This window comes from Pantoea stewartii, from assembly GCF_011044475.1.
Taxonomy (GTDB): domain Bacteria; phylum Pseudomonadota; class Gammaproteobacteria; order Enterobacterales; family Enterobacteriaceae; genus Pantoea; species Pantoea stewartii.
The window spans coordinates 1061866-1082239 of record NZ_CP049115.1 but is presented as its reverse complement, the minus strand read 5'-3'; the positions used below and the strand labels follow the sequence as shown (position 1 = coordinate 1082239).

The window sequence follows — 20374 nt, the reverse complement described above, 5'->3', positions numbered from 1 at the left end:
GACAGGCTGGCCATGAAAAGCGGCACGACGAGGACAACCCGGACTCGTCTGCCGCCTTAATCTGCCCTGTCCGGCCATTTCTTTTGATCTGCACCTTGTACAGCACCTGAAAACAGTATGTCCTGGCGAGACAGAAATAGGCTGTCTCAATCACATTCATTTATCGTATTCTTTGCAAGAATTAACCTCATAAACGAAATGTAGCGAAAGGAATTGACCGGTATGCTGCTTGATAAGACAGAAATGAAAATCCTGCGTGTTTTACAGGACGATGCCCGTATTACTAATCAGGAACTGGCTGACAAGATTGGTATGTCTGCCTCACCGTGCTGGCGTAAAGTGCGCAGGCTGGAAGAGCAGGGCGTCATTCAGGGGTACCGGGCTGTACTGGACCGCAAAAAAATCGGCGCCGGGGTCATGGTGTTTATTCGGGTGGTTATTGATTGCCACAGCGAGGATGAGGCAAAAAAATTCGAGCAACAGGTTACGGCGCTGGATGATGTGGTGGCCTGCTACAGTATCGGTGGTGATGCCGATTTCCTGCTACAGGTTGTGGCGAGCGATCTCGAAACTTATGCGGAGTTCGCCATGTCTGTAGTACGCAGATTGCCGCGCATTAAAGAGATGCAAAGTATGTTTGTGCTTAAAGAGATCAAACCGCTGACCGCTTATCCGGTTAAAAATTCACACTGATATGACCGGCTGAATCTTATGCAGCATCTGTGATGCAGCCGGACTCAGCCGCGTTGAACGTAGCGTTGACGCGATAATTATAAAGAACAGGAAATGACGGAAAAGCCGGGATGCCATAAAAGGCTTTTTGAAGTTTCTGGCGTGGGCAGAGCTAATATCAGGCAACACAATGGGCATTCATTCCGCGAAACTCTGCGCCTTTATCGCTGTGATTTGAAAAACACGCCATTGACCATGGCGTGTTAATGGTTCAGAAAACTGAATGATGTTTTAAGGCGCCCGCCCGATTTTTTTCGTGCCTTTCGTGTAGTAAAGATTGTGGTATTGACCATTTGAATAAATCACCACGAACCTGCGCACGCCGACATAAGCGCCAAAACTGTTTTTTGCATTAATCACGCCGGGGATGACCCAGCCAAACATCAATTCTTCTTTATCTTCGGGCACATTCATTACCCAGGTATATCCTTTAAAAGGTTTAAAAAAACGATAATGCGCGCTGTAAGGATCTTTCAAATGATAATAAAACGTATTTTTGACATCCGTTTTATAAGTGTCTGGCAGCGTACCGTAACTGGCAAGCTGCACTTGTAGTGGATCGGGTTCATGAGAACGGGCTACACATCCTGTCAACATCATCGTTAAAGCAAAATACAGCACACGCTTTCTCATTAATCGCCTCAAGGGTTAATATTTTTGTTATAAGGCGAAACACTAGCACCCGGCGTATATTTCGGTCTATAAACCGTTGATAAACGAGTGTTTTATATTAGCGAACAGTGAGTGAATGGTTTAATACTGGAGAGCGAAGCGGTTTATCTTGACAACCCGGTGTTGACTGAAACGACTGTTCGGGCGCAGAGAGAGTTTAAGAGACTAACAAAAACCCGCTCCGGTTTCCCTGAGCGGGTTTTTCTAATCTGGCTCCTCTGACTGGACTCGTACTTCATATTTATCTCCTGTTATTATTGGGTTTTAAAAAGGTAACTTATTTTTTACCAGTATTTTTACCAACATTATTTAATCTGTATGGGTAAAAAGTCAATTATATTCAATTGTTTATCTCAGTTTACGTCAGTAGATATTACAAGAATTGTTACCTCAGAAAATCAAACCTGTCAACTTTTGGAAACCGCTATCGTATAGTAACAGCCTGTTTATAAGAGGGATTAGCGATGGCAACCGCAGCTAAAAAAGTTGAGTTAACAAAATGGTTTAAGCCTGAAAATTATAATGTTTTAAAAGATATAACCGTAATGCAACTTTGCCAGGAGATCCGCAAACGAAAGGTAATGTTCGAAGAACTGGAAGAAGCGCTGGAAAGCGATGAACCTGAATGGTGTGTGAGTCAGGCTAATCTTGAAGAAAGGGAGTTAATCTTCTCAGGGAAACCCTTGTTAGCCTCTGGGCCAACAGAAGACGATGCAGAGTCTTATGAAAGTGATCAACATGTCAGGCTTATGACTGCTGGTAAGCTTTATCAGTTGGAAGGGTACATCAAAGAGACCGGATTGCTTGACTACGGAGAAAAAACGGTAATATTCCACACAGAAAAAAACAGGTACGGGTTGCAGCAACCTATCCTGCGATACAAACAGATACATGCTCAGCAACTGATTGAATCTCGGAATCTTACTGACGAGCAGAAAAAGAGCCTGGTTCGAAGGGCAATAAGTGTGATCAATCTTGAGATTGATATGAGTCTGTCAACAGACGATCAAATCATTGAGTCAATGCGCTATCTATTAAACCGATGGCGTAAGCAAACTGGGATCAAGCCCAAAACCAGCCAGCAGGGCTATGGTTTCGGTGAAGCGATGGTACAAAAGATAGTCGATTTTCGAGTCATTCCCATTTTAGATCTTCTTTATCATGCCAAATCCAATGACTACAAGCTCAGTGATAAAGATCTGGAACAGCTTCTCTACCATTGGGGCATGGAGGAGTGCCGTGATCAGGTGCAAATCAAAGAAACTGACAGACCACTTGCTAAGAAAGCACTTACCAAGGAATTTGATAATCTCTTCACGATGTTTTTGTATAAAAACAGACACTTAATGGATGTTAAAGTAAGAGAAGTGTACAACCTGAATGAGAAAAAAAGAAATATAATATGAAAGTCAAGGGGTAAGAGAAATAATCTTATCCCTGTAAACAACTACCGCACAGATTCCCAGAAATATTCCGTAAATTCCATCAATTCTTTCTAATCCTCCAATCTTAGATAATTCTCCTCGTCGAAACAAACAGGAGAAAACAACATGAATAAAAAATTAATACGAATGCACGAAGTCATTAACAGGACAGGATTTTGTAGGGCATGGATTTATAGACTTATTAAACAGAAACGGTTTCCTGAACCAATAAAGGTCGGTGAAAGAGCTATTGCCTTTATAGAAAGTGAAGTTGATAACTGGATAGATAATTTAGTTAACAGTGCAAGATCTTAAATTTGAAAATTAAAAAATAACAGAGGAATGAAACATGAATAAAGATAAATATTACGAAATGCTCCATACGACTGCTTACATCATCAAGAAAGGACACGATGAAGCTAAAAAATCCCTGTCATTAACAGATGAAGGATTAAAAGACTGCATTGATTTAATAAATCCTATTCTTGAACTTATGATCACCAGATCATTAGAAGAAGAATATGGCATAGAAGAAACCAATGAGTTTTTAGAATTATTTTCTAATGCGTCAGGTGAAGATTTTGAAAATCATATTCTAAATATGATCATTAATGGCGATGCAGTCGAATTAAAAAATAATAAATAACATTCAAGTAAGGGTAAGTATCCCGTTTAACCGGGATACTTACATTGCAGCCATGTGAGATTTTTAATCTCACCAATGGGTTTCGATTGGAGAATTTTACTAAAACTAGACTTGCCGTCAGTTTGTATAACTATTAAAAATGATTTTATTAATTTTGATATGTATAGAACCCCGCACAACCTTATGTTGTGCCTGTGAGGTTCATGATAGTTGAAGATCTTCATCATTAACTCAGTAGAAAAATAACAACAAGGCATCTGCTTCAATGCCTTCTAGGGGCAACCAGCAATCGCTGTATGAGCTGATAGCCATTGGTGACTTTTTTCTTCGCTACATACTCGCTTGCTCGCATTACGCAAAAATAAAAAATTGGGTAAATGGCTTGTCTTGATTTCGCTAATGCGCTCAATCGCTAAAATACATGCAAATGTTCTAACGAACGTTTGCTGGCTCTCGCTCTTTTGATTTAAATTTTAAAGTAGATTTTCTTCATCTGATGAAGTGATTTACTTCATTTCTCACACTTAAAACGAAGAAAAGTCTTCAAGCGATGAAAAAAATGGTTTTGGCATAAATCCTATACTTTTTAAGTCGTCAGTGCGCGTGAGCGCATAGCGGTTTTGCTGACAGCAGGAAGCAAAAACAAGACAGCTTCCTTATCAAAGGTTTTAATTTTAAATCAGGATATGAGCAGGCGAATATCCTGAAAAGAAACAAATTCAGAAAATACAGGAGTTACGTCCTGACCTGCTGGTTGCCCCTCAAAGGGCAAAGAAGCATGAGTCAGGGACTATGTTTGTTTTAGTTAAAGGAGAATTATAATCAAATCCTTTGAACCCAATGACGCAACCTAAAAGTTGCGTAGGTTCTTTAACTAAAAATAAAACCCAATGACACGGAATAAAATCCGTGTAGGGTTACATAAAATGAAGAAGATCATAAGGTATTTTTACCTCATAAAAAACAATGACGATAATCTTACGCTTCGCTATATATTAATAATGAAGAAGGAAACTGCCCTCAGACCAGATATAGCTTAAAACAAAGTTCGCGATCCGGGGACTTAAAGTCCGTGGTTTGGGGACTATAATCGATTACTATTCTCATTTATACTCTGTTAGTTCATTATTAAATAATATTTTGATACTTCAAGTGTCAGTCTTTGATACTTGAAATGCTATTTATTTGAAAATAAATGTACTTTAAGTATTGACTAATAAAATAAATGTGTTAATTAAAATATAATAACAATAATAAAAGGAAAATAAAATGACACAAGAGATAACGAATAAATCAAGAAGAGGATTACAACGCCATGTGAAAAACCCATTTATAATATCTGCGAGCAATAATACAAAAGGAGGGGTAAAAAGAATATCCACAGGGAAAGACAGACTTATGGTTGTCAATGAAAACACAGGAGAATGTTTAGGTGGGGCTGGTTTTTTTCAATATCAGGAAGTGGATAAAACACAATTTTTAAAACTCTATGTTAATGGCGTCAGAGCGATTACTGAATTATCTTCGGCAGGGACAAAGGTTTTCGAAATACTGTACAGAGCAATGCAGGAGCAGAAGGATACCGACACAATTTTAATGTCGTATGATATTGTAGATAAAACGATTGTTAAAATATCCAGAACGACTTACTTTAAAGGTATGAGAGAGTTGGTGGAAAAAAATTTTATTGCTGAAACTATGATCCAGAACTATTACTTCATTAATCCTGATTTTATATTCAATGGTGACCGCCTGTCATTTGTTAAATCTTATATTAAATGCGAATCGAAAAATTTAAACTTAAAAAATAGCCGTTGCTAATGTTTAAACTGTACCTTAATATATTTATTATATTAAGGTGCAGTTCAATTTACTACGGCAGTTCCCTGAATTAATTGAATGTTGAAATATCTTTTACAAAAATGCCGTTTCACTACTGCTAATTTTTTCTATGTTTTCTTTTTTCATTTTTACACCAATCCCATGCTCACTATCAATATTTGTGGAGAAAATAAAACCATATTCATTTTCTTTATCTGGAAAAATATACAGTTTTATAAGTTTAAGGTCAGACAGTTCTTGATTGTAAGTTTTAATACAATACCCATGAGCTTCTTTTTGAATCTTTTTTGAAAGTTCATTTTGGTGATTAATTAAGTAAAGGATGTCATCTTTCATCTTTTTATCTGGAAATTCAGATTCAAGATTAACACATTGTACTTCATCCGGACCGAATGCTATTAACTTCAAATCGACAGCAATACCTTCATCATCTTTATAAAATTTTAATTCTTTTGAGTGCACAATGTACCTCACTATTTACAATTTAATGATCTTGCAGTTTTCTTGGCTTCAACTGATTAATATTTAACACCATGATACTGTTCGTATTGGCTCACTGAGCTGGACTGACGGAAAGTGGCTTCGTGAGCGTTTGTCTCTACAAGTTGCATGGGAGAAGTATTGGTTATGGGACCATAATTATTTAAATAGTGTCAAATATAGCCATCTGGATGTTATTAATAATCCATGCAGAAACTATTTTTAATCAAAATTTATTAAGTTCATTTTCAGAGGTCATTACTGATTTTCATTCCAAGTTTTACGGTTGTCTGCGCTACCAATTCGTAAAAAGATGAAAAATCATCAGTGATTTTATATATGTTTCCGCTATCATTTTTTTCAGATATCGCGAAGGATTGAATATTATCTTCTGAATGTAAGTGGGTTCTATCCCAATAGTAAACCCCTTTTTTATCATCAACATTAATAATCAAAAAGTAATTTCCTCCCGGGTCATCACCAATAATTATCTTTTCTTTTAAAAAGTCAACTTCGTTTAGGAAATTTTCATTGTGGTAAGCAATATCATTGTAATGGTTTTGAGTTCCTATGCCGAAAAATGCATGGAAGGCGATGATCCCTTCATCAACACCATCATAGTTTAACTCGCTAAAATCTGGACTTTTAACCACAAAACCATTCTTCTTTTCCAGGAATTCTCTATAATCATAAGGAAGACTAATATTGTATTTCATTTCCAACGAATGGATTTCTGAACCTGATAATGGTTTTCCACAAGAAATAGGCATAATGGTATTTCCTCGTTATGAGCAAGATTTTTTAATTTTAGAAACGCCACCACGATGGGTGAAGTTACTATGAATATCTTTGGGTACTTCTTGCATCGTGATCCCATTTTCATGATGGTGCCATGTATTGGTCTCCAAATCAGCGGGTCCGTTAGGAGCTAAGGCGTTGGCTTTGCCAAAATCACCAGTGGGGCCAAGTCGATGGTTCCCTTTAAGGTCTGGTACATCAACGCTTTGAATCTCATAAGGTTTAAAATCTGGATACCCATTTGGATATCGGACAATGTTACCCATATTATCTTGATACACCCATGTGCGGGTATCAATTTCCTGCCAAGCGGTTCCACCCTTTTCATTCCACTTATCTAGCAAAGGTGAGTTTAGCGGTTTACCCGTTAATCCCCACGGATCAATCCAACCCAGCGGATTAGGTGCATACTGATAAAGATTCCAGCCTCCCAGCAATCCTATCGGGTCCTGTACCGTAAACCGCCCAACTTGCGGGTCGTAATACCGGAACAGATTATAGTGCAGTCCCGTTTCATTGTCAGCGTACTGCCCGGCATAGCGCAGCGGCTGATGAGCGAGGGCAGTTTGTTGCGTGAATCTGTGGAAACTTTCCGTCTGCCGGGTAACCTCACCAAAGCTCCCGTAATGACCGCTCCACCGGAGCTGTCCCTGTTCATCAGTGATTTCCAGCGGTGCACCGTTCAGGTCGGTATTGAACCAAAGGATCTCTCCGCTACTGTCGTCGCGCAAGTGGTCAACACGCGCCAGTGGACTGTATGCCTCGTTAGGGTCGTAAACATATGTCTGGCACTGTCCGTTCTGCTGCTGTTCCTGCAAGAGTCGTAAGCCCTGCCAGAGGAAGCGGGTTTCCGTGGTGCCGTGTTGTGTGGTAACCGTTTTGCGGGTGCGTCTCCCCAGCACGTCATAGTGGTAGCGTGCCGTAAACCGGCCTTCCGGGCCGGTGCCGTCTGCCTGTATCAGCCGGTTTTCCGCGTCGTACTGGTAGTGCTGCTGATACAGGCCGCTTCGGCGACTGACCAGGTTGCCCCACCAGTCGTATTTCATAAACAGGTTCTGCCAGTGCGTCAGGCGGTTCTCCGTCAGTGGCAGGGCTGGCAGGCCATCATCCGGCAGCAGGTTATCCGCAGCGTCGTAGCGGAACGTCCGGGTGCTGTGGCCCGGAAGGGCTTCGTAATGCCTGAGAAGACGACCTTCCTCATCATAGCCATATATGATGTTGCCACGCAGGGTGTCGCTGACGTCAGATACTTCTCCCCGCCCGGTGTAGTTAAAGGCACGTTCGAAGATGGCCTGTTCCGGCAGGTCTGGCGTTAATCCGCCGATACTGCGTTGCAGGGTACGTCTGCCCAGACTGTCATACTGGCGGGTCTGCTCACGGGTTCCCTGAGTACGGGCCACCTCCCTGTGAAGGCGGTCGCGTGTAAATTCAGAGATGATTTCCTGACCGAACCGGATGGCGCTGACGTGGCCGGAACCGTAATGCAGCCAGCTTATCTGCTGGCCGCCGGGCAGAGTCAGCGCAGTAAGATTACCCAGAACGTCATACGCAGAATGCAGTTCACCGTTGACTCCCTGTTCAGCGAGCAGGTTTCCTGCCGCGTCGAAGGTAAACTGAATTTCATCTTCTTCAATTCCCAGCGCCATGCCATCGGCAGTTGGCTTGCGGGTCAGGCCGGTAAGCTGCCCGCTGTTTTTACGCTGGTAATGGTACTGAGCATCGCGGGTAGTGCGTATGGTCAGAAGGCCGCTGCTGTCATAGCTGAAATGCTGAGCGCGTCGTGGGATGCCGCCATCGTCGTCTGGTCTGCCGCTTTCCATAAGCGTGGTGAGCAGTCCACGCGTGTTCCATTGCATCTGCCGGCAGGTGTCGTCCGGGCGGGTTTCGCTCAGTAGATGGCCTGTCGGGTCATAAGTAAAACGGTACTCGCCACCGTTGCCGTTTTCCAGACGCAGCAGATTGCCTCTCGGGTCATAGTGCCAGCGGCGGGTTCGTCCCGTGCGGTCGGTAACGCTTTCTGGCAGTCCAAGCGCGGAATACTGCCAGCGAACCTCACTTTCCAGCGGGTCTCGCCAGGCCGCAAGTTGCCCGTGCTCGTTCCATCGTAACGTTTCATGACTGCCATCGGCCCGAATTAAGGCGGTAAGCTGGCCTGCATCGTTCCATTCGCGGCGTGTGAGGTTGCCTTCTGCGTCCTCACTGGTGATAAGCTGACCGAAGCGGTCATAGGTAAAGCGGGTCACGCTGCCGGAGCAGTCGGTGCGTTGAGTCAGCAGTCCCTGGTGGTTCCACACCAGCAGCACGTCACCACCACTGGCATCGGTGATGCGGTCAGGCAGCGTTTCTTCTTCATCAGGGTAGTGATACGTGGTGGTGTGATTCAGTGCATCGGTTTCCGACAGCAGGCGACCGTTCAGGTCATACACAGACTGAGTGGCTGTTGAATCCGGGAAAACCGTGCGGGCGATTCGGTCAGTATTACGGAACCAGTAATACGCTGTGGTGCGGCCTGCCGGGTCGGTCTCTGACGTCAGGCGACCGTAACGGTCCCACTGGCTGCGCCGCATGGCTCCGTCAGGCAGGATAACATCGCACAACTCCCCATCACGACAGACGAAGCCGGTCTGGCGACCGTCATAATCGGTGAAACGTGCAACATTATCATCGTCGTCAACCAGCCAGTGTGCCTGTGCGCCATCCTCGCGGATGGCGCGGCGGGTGCCGTTTTCAAAATCGTAATCAAAAGTAAGCTGCTCACCCGCGCTGTTGCGGTAAGCCAGCACGCGGGGCAGTCCGTCAAGACTCTGCCAGAGATACTCGTTCAGCAGACCGTTGCTGTCCTCATGGCTGCGCAGTAAATCCGTGCCGTCTCCGTCATCATACCAGCCAAAGCGGCGGCGTACCTGACCGCCGCGTCCGGTGACGCTAATCAGCCGGGCCTTAGCATCGTAATCGTAGCTGACCAGACAAATCTCATCATCCAGCCAGGCTCCGGCCAGGCGAACCTGTCCGCTGACGGTCTGATAACGGCAGACCACGCACTGTCCGGCGCTGTCGGTGAGCGCGTGCAGCGTATGGTCGTCGTTCCAGTCAAAAAGAATATCGTTACCACAAGGTTCGGTGAGTCGCAGCGGCAGGGAAGGGGAATCACCCTGCAGAGATGCGTAACACCAGCGTTCGCCGCTGATGTCATACACTGACCAGGTATCATCCTGATGGTGTTCCAGCCAGCGTTTTTCGGTTTCGCAGAAGGTACGCTTCCCTTTCGGCACGAGAGGAAATGACACGTAATCGCCGGACGGTGCACGCCACACCAGCCCGTCCTGATATTTTTCCAGTCGCGTTTCCCAGAAAAGTGACCAGCCACGGCCCAGTACGCTGTCGCCGGGATTGCCACTGCGCCAGTAACGCTGCCAGACAACCGACAGACGGGAGGGTAATACAAAGTCCAGCTCGTCATCACCGGAGAGGAATTTCTGCCCACTGACGATATCAACCGGGCGGGCGATGATGCCCACGGCGGCGGCACTGGTCATCAGCACGCCAGCGCGGCAGGCGACGCGGGCCAGTTTGTTGATACCCGGAATTTTACTGAACAGCCTTCCCAGCGCACCGACTTTACCTGCCGCTCCGCCCGCTCCACCGAGCAGTCCGGCAAATAACAGCGTCAGGTCAGAGGCTTTATAGAGCCATTCCGGGACTTCTGACTGTATGGGCAGTGTCTGTTCCGGCTCACCACCAATAATCACATCTGAGGAACCGGTCATGACCTTTCCACCACAGGTGGTCTGATCGCCGAGACGGGCAGCAGGCAGGCCATTGATGTACACGCGTGAGGAGCCTTCGGCCATCTGCTGTGAGCCAGCATCTTTGGCGCATTCCACCATGCTGTCGGTGGCAAGGGCGGCAGGTCTGCCATTAATGAACACATTATGAGAGCCGGTGGCGATAACGCCTTCCTTCTCCATGCTGGCGGCCCCGGCATCCGCAATGCTGTCCCTGGCCTTCGTTGCCAGTTCGCCCGTAAAATACCCAACCGCCAGACTGGCCCCGACCAGAAGCACACCAATACCCAGACATGACGCACCGATACCGGCAATCATCAATGCCCCGGCGGCGATACCCCCTGCTGCGGCAATCAGTCCACCGACAATCGTTCCGGCAATCATCCCTGCCAGCGCATGAGAATGGCCGATATCGTCGCCCACGCGTGCCGCTTCAAACATAACAACGTTCCTTAATTGTCAGGTGTTAAAACAGAAGCTGGCAAGCAGCGCGTGGAACTGTTGACTGTTCCCATCCGTCAGTATCGCGGTGCAGGTCATGGTGAACACCAGAATCCTGTTTTCAGAGGTGTTAAATACCGCCTGCTGCTGGAAGACCCGTTTACCGTCACGCAGGTAGCTGGCATGCACACATTCACCTTGCGAGAGGTTATCGCCCAGTACAACAGAAACCCGTTCGGTCTGTTTCCAGCCTTTAAGATGCTTCTGTATCAGCGTTAACTGCCGGTCAATATAAGCTGACAGCGTTTCATCATCATTCATCGAATCACGGGAGATGTTAAAGGCTGGCGTGTTCTCACCGGGCAGGTTAAAGACGTTAACGGTGCGATCCTGATAGTGGTCAGGAAGGATGATGCGGCCTTCGGTAAAAACGCAGAGAGGGAGGTTATCAGACATTGAGCAGCTTCCATATGCATCAGGACGGTTTAAGTGTGCCACAGGGGCATAAAGCTTGCTATATGAAAGGTCGCTTTTCCCCATGTCAGGCATATGTCTTTAAATAAGTAGCCGTCAAGAAACAGTCAAAACCAGCAGAGGGCTACTTTCGATGTGCAAAATCAGTCAATTAATCTCACATTTCATTAACTTATTGATCTGCATAATCGATCAATGCTTGCCTATTCAATAGGTGTTGACGATTGATAACCCTCTATCGATCGGTAATTAATTGTCAAAATCGATCGATATATTTATTTTGATAGTCTATGGCTATCATGTGTTATGGATTTGATCGATAAAAACGATATGACAGGCCCTTTATTCAGATCAATTATATCAATTACTTAGAGTTAATCTGGCGAGGAAAAGAGCATGTCAGAATGTCCATTTTGCGGTACAGAAGTACAAGAGCATGTGTCGGTGTGCAGGGGATGTGGTGCGGAAAGAGTAAAAGGCCACGTCAGTCAGCAGACCATGAAAGGGCTGATAGCCGTTGGAACGATTGTTGGCATTCCTGCGGGATTTGTCATGGCCTATCTAACCAAATCCACGCCAGTAATGGTGATAACTTTGCTCGCGATGATGCTTGGCCCCTTACTGATTCTGAAATTTAAAAACAAAGATAAAGTCAGTTGGGTTCGTCCGACAGCACGTTAATGGCTTTGCTGACACCAGGGAAAAACACCATCGCTCACTGTTCTGAATGAATAGCTCAGATCAGTGAGTTTTTTTATAATCCTGTACAGGTTTTTTAAAATGAATAAAATGATCACGGCTTTATTAGCATCTGCCGCTTTTGCGCTCGCAGGTTGTCAACAGTTGTCTGACGCAACCGGGAAAGTAGGGGAGTCGATCAACTCTTCCTTATCTTCTCTGAGCGGGGCTTTAAGCCCATCAAACACTAAGAGCACAACTCTTGCCTCTGATAATCTTACTGTGAACACCGTTAACGGTTTAGGCGTTATTTGCCGTGATTATGAAGCCAACGCGATGGCTGGTAAAAAGAACTGGATTGGTAAGAAGATAAGCATCAGCAATGCCACTGTGTTAGAAGCGCAGGAAGCTTACGACACAATGAAGTATCTTGGTGCTCAACGGAATCATAAAACCTACGCTATTATCTTCCAGACGCCTGATACCAAATACTGTGGTGGGGCTGTGCTGCTGACCTATTATTCGGGTCAGGATGACGATATCCTGAAAATTAAGAAAGGGCAAAAGATCACGATTACAGGCGTTGTATACGACATTGGCGATAGGTCGTTTGATACCCATAACAACGGCGATATGGCATGGAAGGTGATTAAAATGAAAGATGGAGTTATAAACTAAAATTGATAAGAATATTCTACCCTTTCATGGCTTTTATTCTAAGAAAGGGTAGGAAATTTTCATTGTACTAATAACGCATTTGGAACGTCATATAAATGTTCTTGGTAGTGTGATTGCAGCCTATGATCAAGTAATGCTTGAAAAATATCAGCACAATTTTCAGAGGTTACAATTATTTTATTGTTTTCGTCAAACTGCAAGTTTAGTCTAAACCTTGCCGCATTAGATTTTAGACTTTCCATAAACAAATCATTCTTATAATAAGATTTCTGTCTAATTGCTGATGCTCGTCGTAATTGCATTGCGTTAGTACCAACATATGCAGTTAAGTTATTGATATCATTGAATATATTTTGAAACTCTGGTTCAGATGTTAATTCCGCAAAGTTATTAATGTGCGCTTGTTTGTAACTTAAAATTGATTCGAACAAACCTTTGTTCTTAATGAATATATTGTTTTCAATGATAAAGAAATCGAAGCTCTTTGCAATATCAAACTTAGGTGAATCATCAACTGTCAATGTGTTATTTTTATAGGCTAAGGATCTTAGGCCATGCTTCTTTTTGGTTCTCCATGAAGTATCTGTTTTCTTAATACAATGTAAAACTGTATCATCGCGGACTAATTTTATTGAATAAAAATCGCAGTTAGCTAGATGTTTAATATCGGTCGCTTTTAGCTCCGCTGTTTGATTAGCAGAAAGGGTTAAAATTTTATTGGCTTCTGTCTCGTCTGTTCCAATTCGCAAAAGACTAGATTCATTATTTTGTGATAGTAAACTATATTCAACCAATTCAGTATATTTTATTTTTTTTTTATTAACGAATCCCTTTATCTCATTTATTAATTCATGAGATATTCCTACCCAATGGCCAGTAAAAATTGGATTTGTAGCCTTAATCCGCTTCCGAAATACCCACATGGATAATGTCGCTTCGTCTACATTGAAATTTCTCAGTACGTTTAACATGCTTAATTCCTCTTGTTAATTATAATCACTGACTGCACATCTTGAGATTCATATTCCTTGTTAGGGGCAAGTATTTCGTTTGAAAGAACTACCCCAGTAAACTCATCCGTACCTCCTGGATACCTGTATGTTATTTCGTACATGCGCCAATTTAAAACTATTAACATAGGGTTAAGAATGATTTGGCCAGATTTATAAGAAAGCCAAAAAAGCCACATAAGGAAAATTATAAAGCCTATAAACTTACTTTCTTGAGTATAATCTATGCTCATGAATGAAACTATATATGGAAGGACATAATTCATCAAGTCAACAGGAGTATGCTTTACGGTCAATATTTTTATGTGATTCCCATCTTCTTTTGTTAATTTCAATGCTAACCAAGAAAAAACAAAACAAAATAAGCACACAATGAAAAAACTGACTGAAAGAATAGGTGTTTGTAGCGGTAATTGACAATGAGTATTATTTATGAAATCAAAGTAAATATGACCTACTGCTTTTTCTTTATCATAATCCTGTACTAATAAAATCATGCTTAGAGGTAAGTACGATCCTAGAAATATAGCAAAAGCAATTAACAATCTCGGTTGCATTTATCCTCCTGCTGATATTTTTTAAAATATTACTTGGCATTTATTGCGAGACGTAATATTCGTATATTTCTATGTGTAAAGTTTAATAAGTAAACTCCCCTGCTAACAACTCAGCCTGCTTTAAAACAGTTTCCGTAGCCAGCAATGACATATCAGGCGGATAGCCATATTTTTTGAGCAGACGTTTTACCACCACGCGAATTTTCGCTCTTGCCGCTTCTTTCACTGTCCAGTCCAGACTGACATTGTTGCGGATAGCTTCCGTCAGAACGACTGCCAGTTCTCTTAGCTTTTCCTTTTGCATCAGCTCACGAGCACTATCGTTATCCGCAACAGCAGAATAGAAGGCGTATTCATAAGCGCTAAGGTTCAGTTGACTTGCAAGGCTGTCAGATTCCTGAATGGTTTTAGCTAGTTTGATCAGTTCATCGATCACTTCCGCAGCGGTAAGTACCTTGTTCTGGTAGCCGTTGATTGCAGAGGTCAACATATCAATCAGTTTTTTACCTTGGGTGATACTCTGGTTCGAGCGAACCTTGATCTCATCAGTAAGCAGCTTTTTAAGTGTTTCCAGAGCAATATTTCTGTGCTGATAATCCTTCATTTCCTGGAGAAATTCATCAGAGAGCACAGAGATATCCGGCTTCTGTATTCCCGCTGCGTCAAAGATATCGACGACTTTATCGGTAACCAGAGCCTGATCGATAGTCTGTTTTACCCGCACTTCGAGACTGTCATTGTGTTCTTCTTCTGAGCCGTCTGGGTTTTCAGTAAATTTATTGAGGCGAGCCTTCACTGCCTGGAAGAATGCGACTTCGGGTGCCGCTTCCATTGCTTTATCATGTGGCGTTGCCAGTGCAAATGCCTGGGACATGGCAGCAATAGCGGCAAGGAAACGCATTTTCCCTTTCCCGTTATCCAGCCCTAAAATATGGTTTTCTGATTCAAGGATAATCGTCAGGCGCTGTGAAGTCGTTGCAGTAAAGTAGGCTTTGTAATCGTAGCCATGCATCATGCCTTCTAGGATTTCCAGTTTTTCCTGCATGAGCGTCACGGCTTCTTCCTGAACTTCGGCTGGATCACCGCGTCCACCTGCGTCAGAGTAGAACGAGAGGGCTTCTTTTAAATCAGAGGCAATGCCCAGATAGTCAACAACCAGACCGCCGATTTTATCCTTGTAAACCCGGTTGACGCGGGCAATTGACTGCATCAGGTTATGGCCTTTCATCGGTTTATCGATATAAAGGGTATGCATGCTGGGAGCATCAAAGCCTGTCAGCCACATATCACGCACTATCACCAGTTTCAGCTTGTCGTCGTCATCCTTCATACGGTTAGCCAGAACCTGACGTTCTTTTTTAGTGGTATGGTGTTTTGCGATTTCTGGCCCGTCAGCAGCAGAAGACGTCATAACAACTTTAATAACCCCCTCATTTAGATCATCACTGTGCCACTCAGGTTTAAGTGCGACGATTTCTTTATATAACTCAGCAGCAATACGGCGGGACATGGTTACAATCATACCCTTGCCATGATCGGCATTGGACTTTAAGCGTTGTTCGAAGTGCTGGACCATATCCGCCGCAATTGCTTTAATACGTTTTGAACTGCCAATCAGACCTTCGATTCTGGCCCATTTAGAACGTTCTTTCTGGGTAAGTGTCAGCTCGTCCTCATTAAATTCGTCGTCAAACTCTTCGATAAGCTGTCGACCTTCATCACTGATGGCAATTTTTGCTAAGCGGCTTTCATAGAAGATACGTACGGTGGCACCATCTTCTACGGCCTGTGAGATATCGTAGATATCGACATAGTTACCAAAAACAGCAGGTGTGTTAACGTCCGTTTTTTCTATGGGGGTTCCGGTAAAGCCCAGATAGGTCGCATTGGGTAAGGCATCACGCATATATTTGGCAAAGCCATAAACGGTGCGTTTACCTGTTACGTTGCCTTCATTGTCTTTCACGTCAACTTCTTTGGCGCTGAAACCGTATTGTGAACGGTGAGCTTCATCAGCGATAACGACAATGTTGGTTCTGCCTGACAGCAACTCATAGATATTGCTGCCATCATCAGGCTGGAATTTTTGAATAGTGGTAAACACCACACCGCCAGAGGCTACGCGCAAATATTCTTTGAGTTCTTCCCGATTGTCTGCCTGTTTTGGTTTTTGGCGAAGTAGCTGGGTTGCGGAAGAGAACGTACCGAATAGCTGCTCATCCAGATCATTACGGTCAGTAATCACTACCACTGTGGGGTTATCAAGAGCCAGCACAATTTTTCCGGTATAAAACACCATCGAAAGCGATTTACCGGAACCTTGTGTATGCCAGACTACGCCCGCTTTGCGGTCCCCGGTTTTTTGCGCATTAACAAGATTTTTACTGTTACGTCCCTGTTGGCGCAGTGCCACTTCGGCAGAGGGGGAATCTGCATTAACCGCTGAGGCACGAATAGTGGAAAGCACTGCTGCATTAACTGCGTAGTACTGGTGGTAAGCTGCCATTTTTTTAACAGTACGGATACTGATAATCCCTTTGCTGTCTTCATGTTTGCTGGCTTCAAACACAATAAAGTGGCGGATCATATCCAGCAGTGTTACAGGATTAAGCAACCCCTGTAACAAAACTTCGAGCTGTGGCTGGGTACTGGCGGCTTGCGTTTTACCGTTGGCGGTTTTCCACGTCATATAACGACTGAAATCAGCAGAAACTGTTCCCGCTTTGGCTTCCAGTCCATCTGAAATCACATTAAACGCATTGTAGGTAAACAGGCCGGAAATTTGTTTCTGATAGGTTTTAATCTGGTTATAGGCACCTGCAACCGTAGCATTTTCGTCAGCGGCATTTTTAAGTTCGATAACCACTAAGGGCAGACCGTTGGTGAACAAAATAAGATCCGGTCGACGGGTATGGTTGCCATCTTTGATGGTGAGCTGATTAATGACCAGAAATTCATTTTTCGTGGGGTCGTTAAAGTCGATCAGGTAGGCCAGCTCCCCTTGTGTATTACCATCCTTACTGACTTCGATATTGATACCTTCGGTCAACAGGCGATGAAAAGCTAGATTGTTTGCCATAAGATCAGGTGTGCTGATCTGCATCACCTGTTTCAAGGCTTCCTCACACTTCTGTTCATTAAGGTGAGGATTCAGGCGTTGTAGCGCAGTTCGCACCTTATCTTCAAGGATAACCTGCTGATAGCTACGTAACGGATTGATTCCACTGGGTTCAATGTCCGGGCCATAAACATATTCATAGCCCAACCCTTGCAAGTGTTCAATCGCCATTACTTCAATATCGGATTCGGTCATCTTTGCCATGCGTCCTGTCCTTATTGCTGCTAAACGAGAGAGCGGGTTGTGCACCCGCTTAATTATTTTATGCTACTGACGCGATTGCTTCTTCTGCATACTGAACCCGTACTTCACCGCTCATTAGTTTGGGAAGTAGGGTGTCGCGTAGAGATTTTATTGTTTGAATTTTGCTCTTATTACTGATGATTTTACAAAAGAATACTTTTACCACCTCATCAAATTTTTCAACTAATGTACAGGGGGGCATTCTATATGTTTCAGTAAAAAGCATTGTTTTGTAATCTAAATTTTTAATTCCTGAGCTTCCATTTTCAAAAGCAAACATCTCATTATTTTCATATAAATGAGACAAATAAAGATAAACGAAGTAAGAGTATTCTTTTTTCTTTATTTTTAGCAATCTGCAAAAATTAGAGAAAACAACTGGATGCTTAAATAGCATTTTTACTTCATCGTTAATGAAATAGCATCTTCCGGTAGATTGGTTTTCTGTCCCACCTGATATTTCAATGATTATGTCTCCATTTTCTGGTGATATATTCACGAATTTTTTCTCTTTGACAAATCTAAGTGGTGTTCTGGCTGGTAGGCCATTCTGAAGATCAGATATATCAGTTCCTCTAACACACTGGACTGGATAAATGAAATCCTCTGTGGGGAATTCTTTGCCCCAATCACCACCTTTGGTATCGTTAAGCCATATATGGAATGAGGATGAAGACCAATCCTTTTGAGTTTCCTCAATAAACCACTGTCTAAACAGAATCTTAGCCATAGATTCCAGCGTTTTATTCTGGCGATGCAAAAGGTCTATTTTGTCATCTAAACAGGACAGCACAGAGGCAATCGATTTTTGTTCATTAGGATCTAATGCTGCTTTTGTTTCAACTGACTTTAACAGCTTTTGAGTTAGTAGAGGATGACTAGAACCTTCCGCAAACTGATTTAAATCTAAGTTTTTTAATAGATAATATAAATATTTTGTATTGTTTTTACCAATCGCTTTGGCTGATAGAGCATTGTCTGAAATCCAAATCGGCTTATTTTCGTAATAAGTAGCGCCACAATAAGCCCCTACACGACCAATTATGATGGTTTCTTGATCATAGTTAGATTGGGATACATAGCTCATAATCCCGTTGCCACCATACACTGGAATATTTCCAGAATCTAATGGCCGAGATTTTCCGTTACCAAACGATAACAGTGATGCTAGATTTACGTTCGACCACTCACTCATAATACCACCTTCGCCAGATTCTCAGCGATAGCTTTATTAAGACGAGTTTCTTCTTCCAGTTGTGATTCAAACTCAGCTTTAAGAGCCGTAAAGCGTTCTTTAAAGTCAAAATCATCTTCTTCGTCAGCGAGACCAACATAACGGCCCGGAGTTAGCACATAATCGAGTTTAGCCACTTCATTAATGTCAATTGACGCACAGAATCCAGCAACATCTTCGTAGTCGCCACCTTTGTTACGCCAGTTGTGGTAAGTGTCGGAAATGGTCTTGATATCCTCGTCGGAAAGCACTTTGCTACGACGACTAATTAAATGACCAAGATTACGGGCATCGATAAACAGAATTTCTTTACTGCGATCCCGATACTGGCTGCTGTTTTCACGATCACGGCGCAGAAACCATAACGCCGCTGGGATCTGTGTATTCAGGAACAGTTTTGCAGGTAAGTTAACGATACAGTCAATCACATTTGCATCTTTAACAAGTGCTGCACGGATATCACCTTCACCAGAACTTTTCGAAGTTAAAGCTCCTTTTGCCAGCACAACGCCAGCCTGACCTTTTGGAGACAGGTGATACAGGAAGTGTTGCATCCAGGCAAAGTTAGCGTTACCAGCAGGCGGAATACCATGTTGCCAACGAGCATCACTACGAAGTTGTTCGCCTGACCAGTCGGAAACGTTAAACGGTGGGTTAGCAATGATAAAATCAGATTTTAAATCTTTGTGGGCATCATTCAGGAATGAGCCTTCACTGTTCCACCGGACGTGTTCTGAGTTAATGCCACGAATAGCAAGGTTCATTTTTGCCAGACGCCAGGTCGTCTGGTTGGATTCCTGACCGTAAATAGAAATATCGTCGATATTACCCTGATGTGCTTCGACAAATTTTTCTGACTGAACGAACATACCACCGGAACCACAGCAGGGGTCAAATACACGGCCTTTATAAGGTTCCAGCATGTTAACCAGAAGTGAAACGATGGATTTTGGCGTATAGAACTGACCGCCTTGTTTACCTTCTGCCAGTGCAAACTCACCGAGGAAGTATTCGAATACGTGGCCTAAAACGTCAGCAGAACGCGCTTTGGCATCACCTAATGCAATGTTGCCAATTAGATCTATCAGTTCACCAAGTACGGTGGCGTCGAGGTTTTGGCGGGCATAAACTTTCGGTAACACACCTTTTAGCTGTGGGTTATCCGCTTCGATAAGCTTCATCGCATCATCTACCAACTTACCGATTTCGGGAAGTTTAGCCTTAGATATCAGGTAACTCCATCGTGCCAGTTCAGGAACAAAGAACACGTTATAGGCAGTGTATTCGTCTTTATCTTCCGGGTCGGCTCCCGCGTATTCGCCTTTCCCATCTTTTAGCAATTCGTAATGCGATTCAAAAGAATCTGAAATGTATTTGAGGAAAATCAGGCCCAGTACCACATGCTTGTACTCAGCAGCGTCGATGTTTTTACGCAGCTTGTCAGCCGCTTTCCACAGGATGACCTCTAACGGGTCTGTTTTGATTTCTTTGGGTTTTCTAGCCATTACGGTCATTTTCCATATAAGGACGATTGATCTATTTTGCCTTAAAGTTCCTGTTGT

General features: G+C 43.5%; 17 protein-coding genes. 7 read left to right on the top strand and 10 right to left on the bottom strand.

Translation table 11 applies throughout. The features are described 5' to 3' along the window. Window positions 1-222 precede the first annotated feature (222 nt). Window positions 223-693 carry an Lrp/AsnC family transcriptional regulator gene (locus G5574_RS05035; RefSeq protein WP_039338077.1) on the top strand — a complete coding sequence of 157 codons (471 nt, stop codon included), beginning with the start codon at window positions 223-225 and terminating at the stop codon, window positions 691-693. Window positions 694-963: 270 nt separating this feature from the next. Here G5574_RS05035 and G5574_RS05030 read toward each other — a convergent pair whose 3' ends face one another. Further along, window positions 964-1365 carry a hypothetical protein gene (locus tag G5574_RS05030; protein WP_164482163.1) on the bottom strand — a complete coding sequence of 134 codons (402 nt, stop codon included), beginning with the start codon at window positions 1363-1365 and terminating at the stop codon, window positions 964-966. A 503-nt stretch (window positions 1366-1868) separates the two neighbouring features. Between G5574_RS05030 and G5574_RS05025 the strand changes: the two genes are divergently transcribed. The 4 genes from G5574_RS05025 (at window position 1869) to G5574_RS05010 (ending at window position 5295) form a co-directional block, all read left to right on the top strand. Continuing rightward, on the top strand, window positions 1869-2810 hold the full coding sequence (locus G5574_RS05025; RefSeq protein WP_164482162.1) for a DUF6387 family protein: 942 nt from the start codon (window positions 1869-1871) through the stop codon (window positions 2808-2810). A 144-nt stretch (window positions 2811-2954) separates the two neighbouring features. After that, window positions 2955-3143, top strand: a complete 189-nt coding sequence (locus tag G5574_RS05020; RefSeq protein ID WP_164482161.1) for a helix-turn-helix transcriptional regulator — start codon at window positions 2955-2957, stop codon at window positions 3141-3143. 34 nt (window positions 3144-3177) lie between these two features. Further along, window positions 3178-3474, top strand: a complete 297-nt coding sequence (locus G5574_RS05015; protein WP_164482160.1) for a hypothetical protein — start codon at window positions 3178-3180, stop codon at window positions 3472-3474. A gap of 1269 nt (window positions 3475-4743) precedes the next feature. Then, window positions 4744-5295, top strand: a complete 552-nt coding sequence (locus G5574_RS05010; protein WP_164482159.1) for a replication/maintenance protein RepL — start codon at window positions 4744-4746, stop codon at window positions 5293-5295. 93 nt (window positions 5296-5388) lie between these two features. Here G5574_RS05010 and G5574_RS05005 read toward each other — a convergent pair whose 3' ends face one another. The 4 genes from G5574_RS05005 to G5574_RS04990 form a co-directional block, all read right to left on the bottom strand. Further along, on the bottom strand, window positions 5389-5778 hold the full coding sequence (locus G5574_RS05005; RefSeq protein ID WP_164482158.1) for a hypothetical protein: 390 nt from the start codon (window positions 5776-5778) through the stop codon (window positions 5389-5391). Between the two features lie 266 nt (window positions 5779-6044). Then, window positions 6045-6566, bottom strand: a complete 522-nt coding sequence (locus G5574_RS05000; protein ID WP_164482157.1) for an SMI1/KNR4 family protein — start codon at window positions 6564-6566, stop codon at window positions 6045-6047. A gap of 15 nt (window positions 6567-6581) precedes the next feature. Beyond that, complete coding sequence (locus G5574_RS04995) at window positions 6582-10820, bottom strand: RHS repeat-associated core domain-containing protein (protein WP_164482156.1); 4239 nt, start codon at window positions 10818-10820, stop codon at window positions 6582-6584. Between the two features lie 18 nt (window positions 10821-10838). Next, on the bottom strand, window positions 10839-11276 hold the full coding sequence (locus G5574_RS04990; RefSeq protein WP_164482155.1) for a DcrB-related protein: 438 nt from the start codon (window positions 11274-11276) through the stop codon (window positions 10839-10841). A gap of 414 nt (window positions 11277-11690) precedes the next feature. On the opposite strand from G5574_RS04990, the gene G5574_RS04985 reads away from it, so the two are divergent. After that, complete coding sequence (locus G5574_RS04985; protein WP_164482154.1) at window positions 11691-11975, top strand: hypothetical protein; 285 nt, start codon at window positions 11691-11693, stop codon at window positions 11973-11975. A gap of 99 nt (window positions 11976-12074) precedes the next feature. After that, window positions 12075-12650, top strand: a complete 576-nt coding sequence (locus tag G5574_RS04980) for a hypothetical protein (protein WP_164482153.1) — start codon at window positions 12075-12077, stop codon at window positions 12648-12650. A 59-nt stretch (window positions 12651-12709) separates the two neighbouring features. Here G5574_RS04980 and G5574_RS04975 read toward each other — a convergent pair whose 3' ends face one another. The 5 genes from G5574_RS04975 to G5574_RS04955 form a co-directional block, all read right to left on the bottom strand. Then, window positions 12710-13621, bottom strand: a complete 912-nt coding sequence (locus tag G5574_RS04975) for a Kiwa anti-phage protein KwaB-like domain-containing protein (RefSeq protein WP_164482152.1) — start codon at window positions 13619-13621, stop codon at window positions 12710-12712. A 2-nt stretch (window positions 13622-13623) separates the two neighbouring features. Next, complete coding sequence (locus G5574_RS04970; RefSeq protein WP_164482151.1) at window positions 13624-14217, bottom strand: hypothetical protein; 594 nt, start codon at window positions 14215-14217, stop codon at window positions 13624-13626. Between the two features lie 82 nt (window positions 14218-14299). After that, window positions 14300-17539 (bottom strand): type I restriction endonuclease subunit R, encoded by a 3240-nt coding sequence (locus tag G5574_RS04965; RefSeq protein ID WP_164482150.1) that lies wholly within the window; start codon window positions 17537-17539, stop codon window positions 14300-14302. Between the two features lie 58 nt (window positions 17540-17597). Continuing rightward, window positions 17598-18773 (bottom strand): restriction endonuclease subunit S, encoded by a 1176-nt coding sequence (locus G5574_RS04960; RefSeq protein WP_164482149.1) that lies wholly within the window; start codon window positions 18771-18773, stop codon window positions 17598-17600. Next, window positions 18770-20317 (bottom strand): type I restriction-modification system subunit M, encoded by a 1548-nt coding sequence (locus G5574_RS04955; protein ID WP_164482148.1) that lies wholly within the window; start codon window positions 20315-20317, stop codon window positions 18770-18772. The genes G5574_RS04960 and G5574_RS04955 overlap by 4 nt, the downstream gene beginning before the upstream one ends. Window positions 20318-20374 lie beyond the last annotated feature (57 nt).

What these genes read in the sequence shown, in the direction of transcription:
- G5574_RS04990 (WP_164482155.1), bottom strand. Translation starts at nt 11,276, where the DNA reads ATGTCTGATAACCTCCCTCTCTGCGTTTTTACCGAAGGCCGCATCATC.
- G5574_RS05010 (WP_164482159.1), top strand. Translation starts at nt 4,744, where the DNA reads ATGACACAAGAGATAACGAATAAATCAAGAAGAGGATTACAACGCCAT.
- G5574_RS04980 (WP_164482153.1), top strand. Translation starts at nt 12,075, where the DNA reads ATGAATAAAATGATCACGGCTTTATTAGCATCTGCCGCTTTTGCGCTC.
- G5574_RS05035 (WP_039338077.1), top strand. Translation starts at nt 223, where the DNA reads ATGCTGCTTGATAAGACAGAAATGAAAATCCTGCGTGTTTTACAGGAC.
- G5574_RS05015 (WP_164482160.1), top strand. Translation starts at nt 3,178, where the DNA reads ATGAATAAAGATAAATATTACGAAATGCTCCATACGACTGCTTACATC.
- G5574_RS04955 (WP_164482148.1), bottom strand. Translation starts at nt 20,317, where the DNA reads ATGGCTAGAAAACCCAAAGAAATCAAAACAGACCCGTTAGAGGTCATC.
- G5574_RS04995 (WP_164482156.1), bottom strand. Translation starts at nt 10,820, where the DNA reads ATGTTTGAAGCGGCACGCGTGGGCGACGATATCGGCCATTCTCATGCG.
- G5574_RS05030 (WP_164482163.1), bottom strand. Translation starts at nt 1,365, where the DNA reads ATGAGAAAGCGTGTGCTGTATTTTGCTTTAACGATGATGTTGACAGGA.
- G5574_RS04985 (WP_164482154.1), top strand. Translation starts at nt 11,691, where the DNA reads ATGTCAGAATGTCCATTTTGCGGTACAGAAGTACAAGAGCATGTGTCG.
- G5574_RS04975 (WP_164482152.1), bottom strand. Translation starts at nt 13,621, where the DNA reads ATGTTAAACGTACTGAGAAATTTCAATGTAGACGAAGCGACATTATCC.
- G5574_RS05020 (WP_164482161.1), top strand. Translation starts at nt 2,955, where the DNA reads ATGAATAAAAAATTAATACGAATGCACGAAGTCATTAACAGGACAGGA.
- G5574_RS05000 (WP_164482157.1), bottom strand. Translation starts at nt 6,566, where the DNA reads ATGCCTATTTCTTGTGGAAAACCATTATCAGGTTCAGAAATCCATTCG.
- G5574_RS04960 (WP_164482149.1), bottom strand. Translation starts at nt 18,773, where the DNA reads ATGAGTGAGTGGTCGAACGTAAATCTAGCATCACTGTTATCGTTTGGT.
- G5574_RS05025 (WP_164482162.1), top strand. Translation starts at nt 1,869, where the DNA reads ATGGCAACCGCAGCTAAAAAAGTTGAGTTAACAAAATGGTTTAAGCCT.
- G5574_RS04965 (WP_164482150.1), bottom strand. Translation starts at nt 17,539, where the DNA reads ATGGCAAAGATGACCGAATCCGATATTGAAGTAATGGCGATTGAACAC.
- G5574_RS04970 (WP_164482151.1), bottom strand. Translation starts at nt 14,217, where the DNA reads ATGCAACCGAGATTGTTAATTGCTTTTGCTATATTTCTAGGATCGTAC.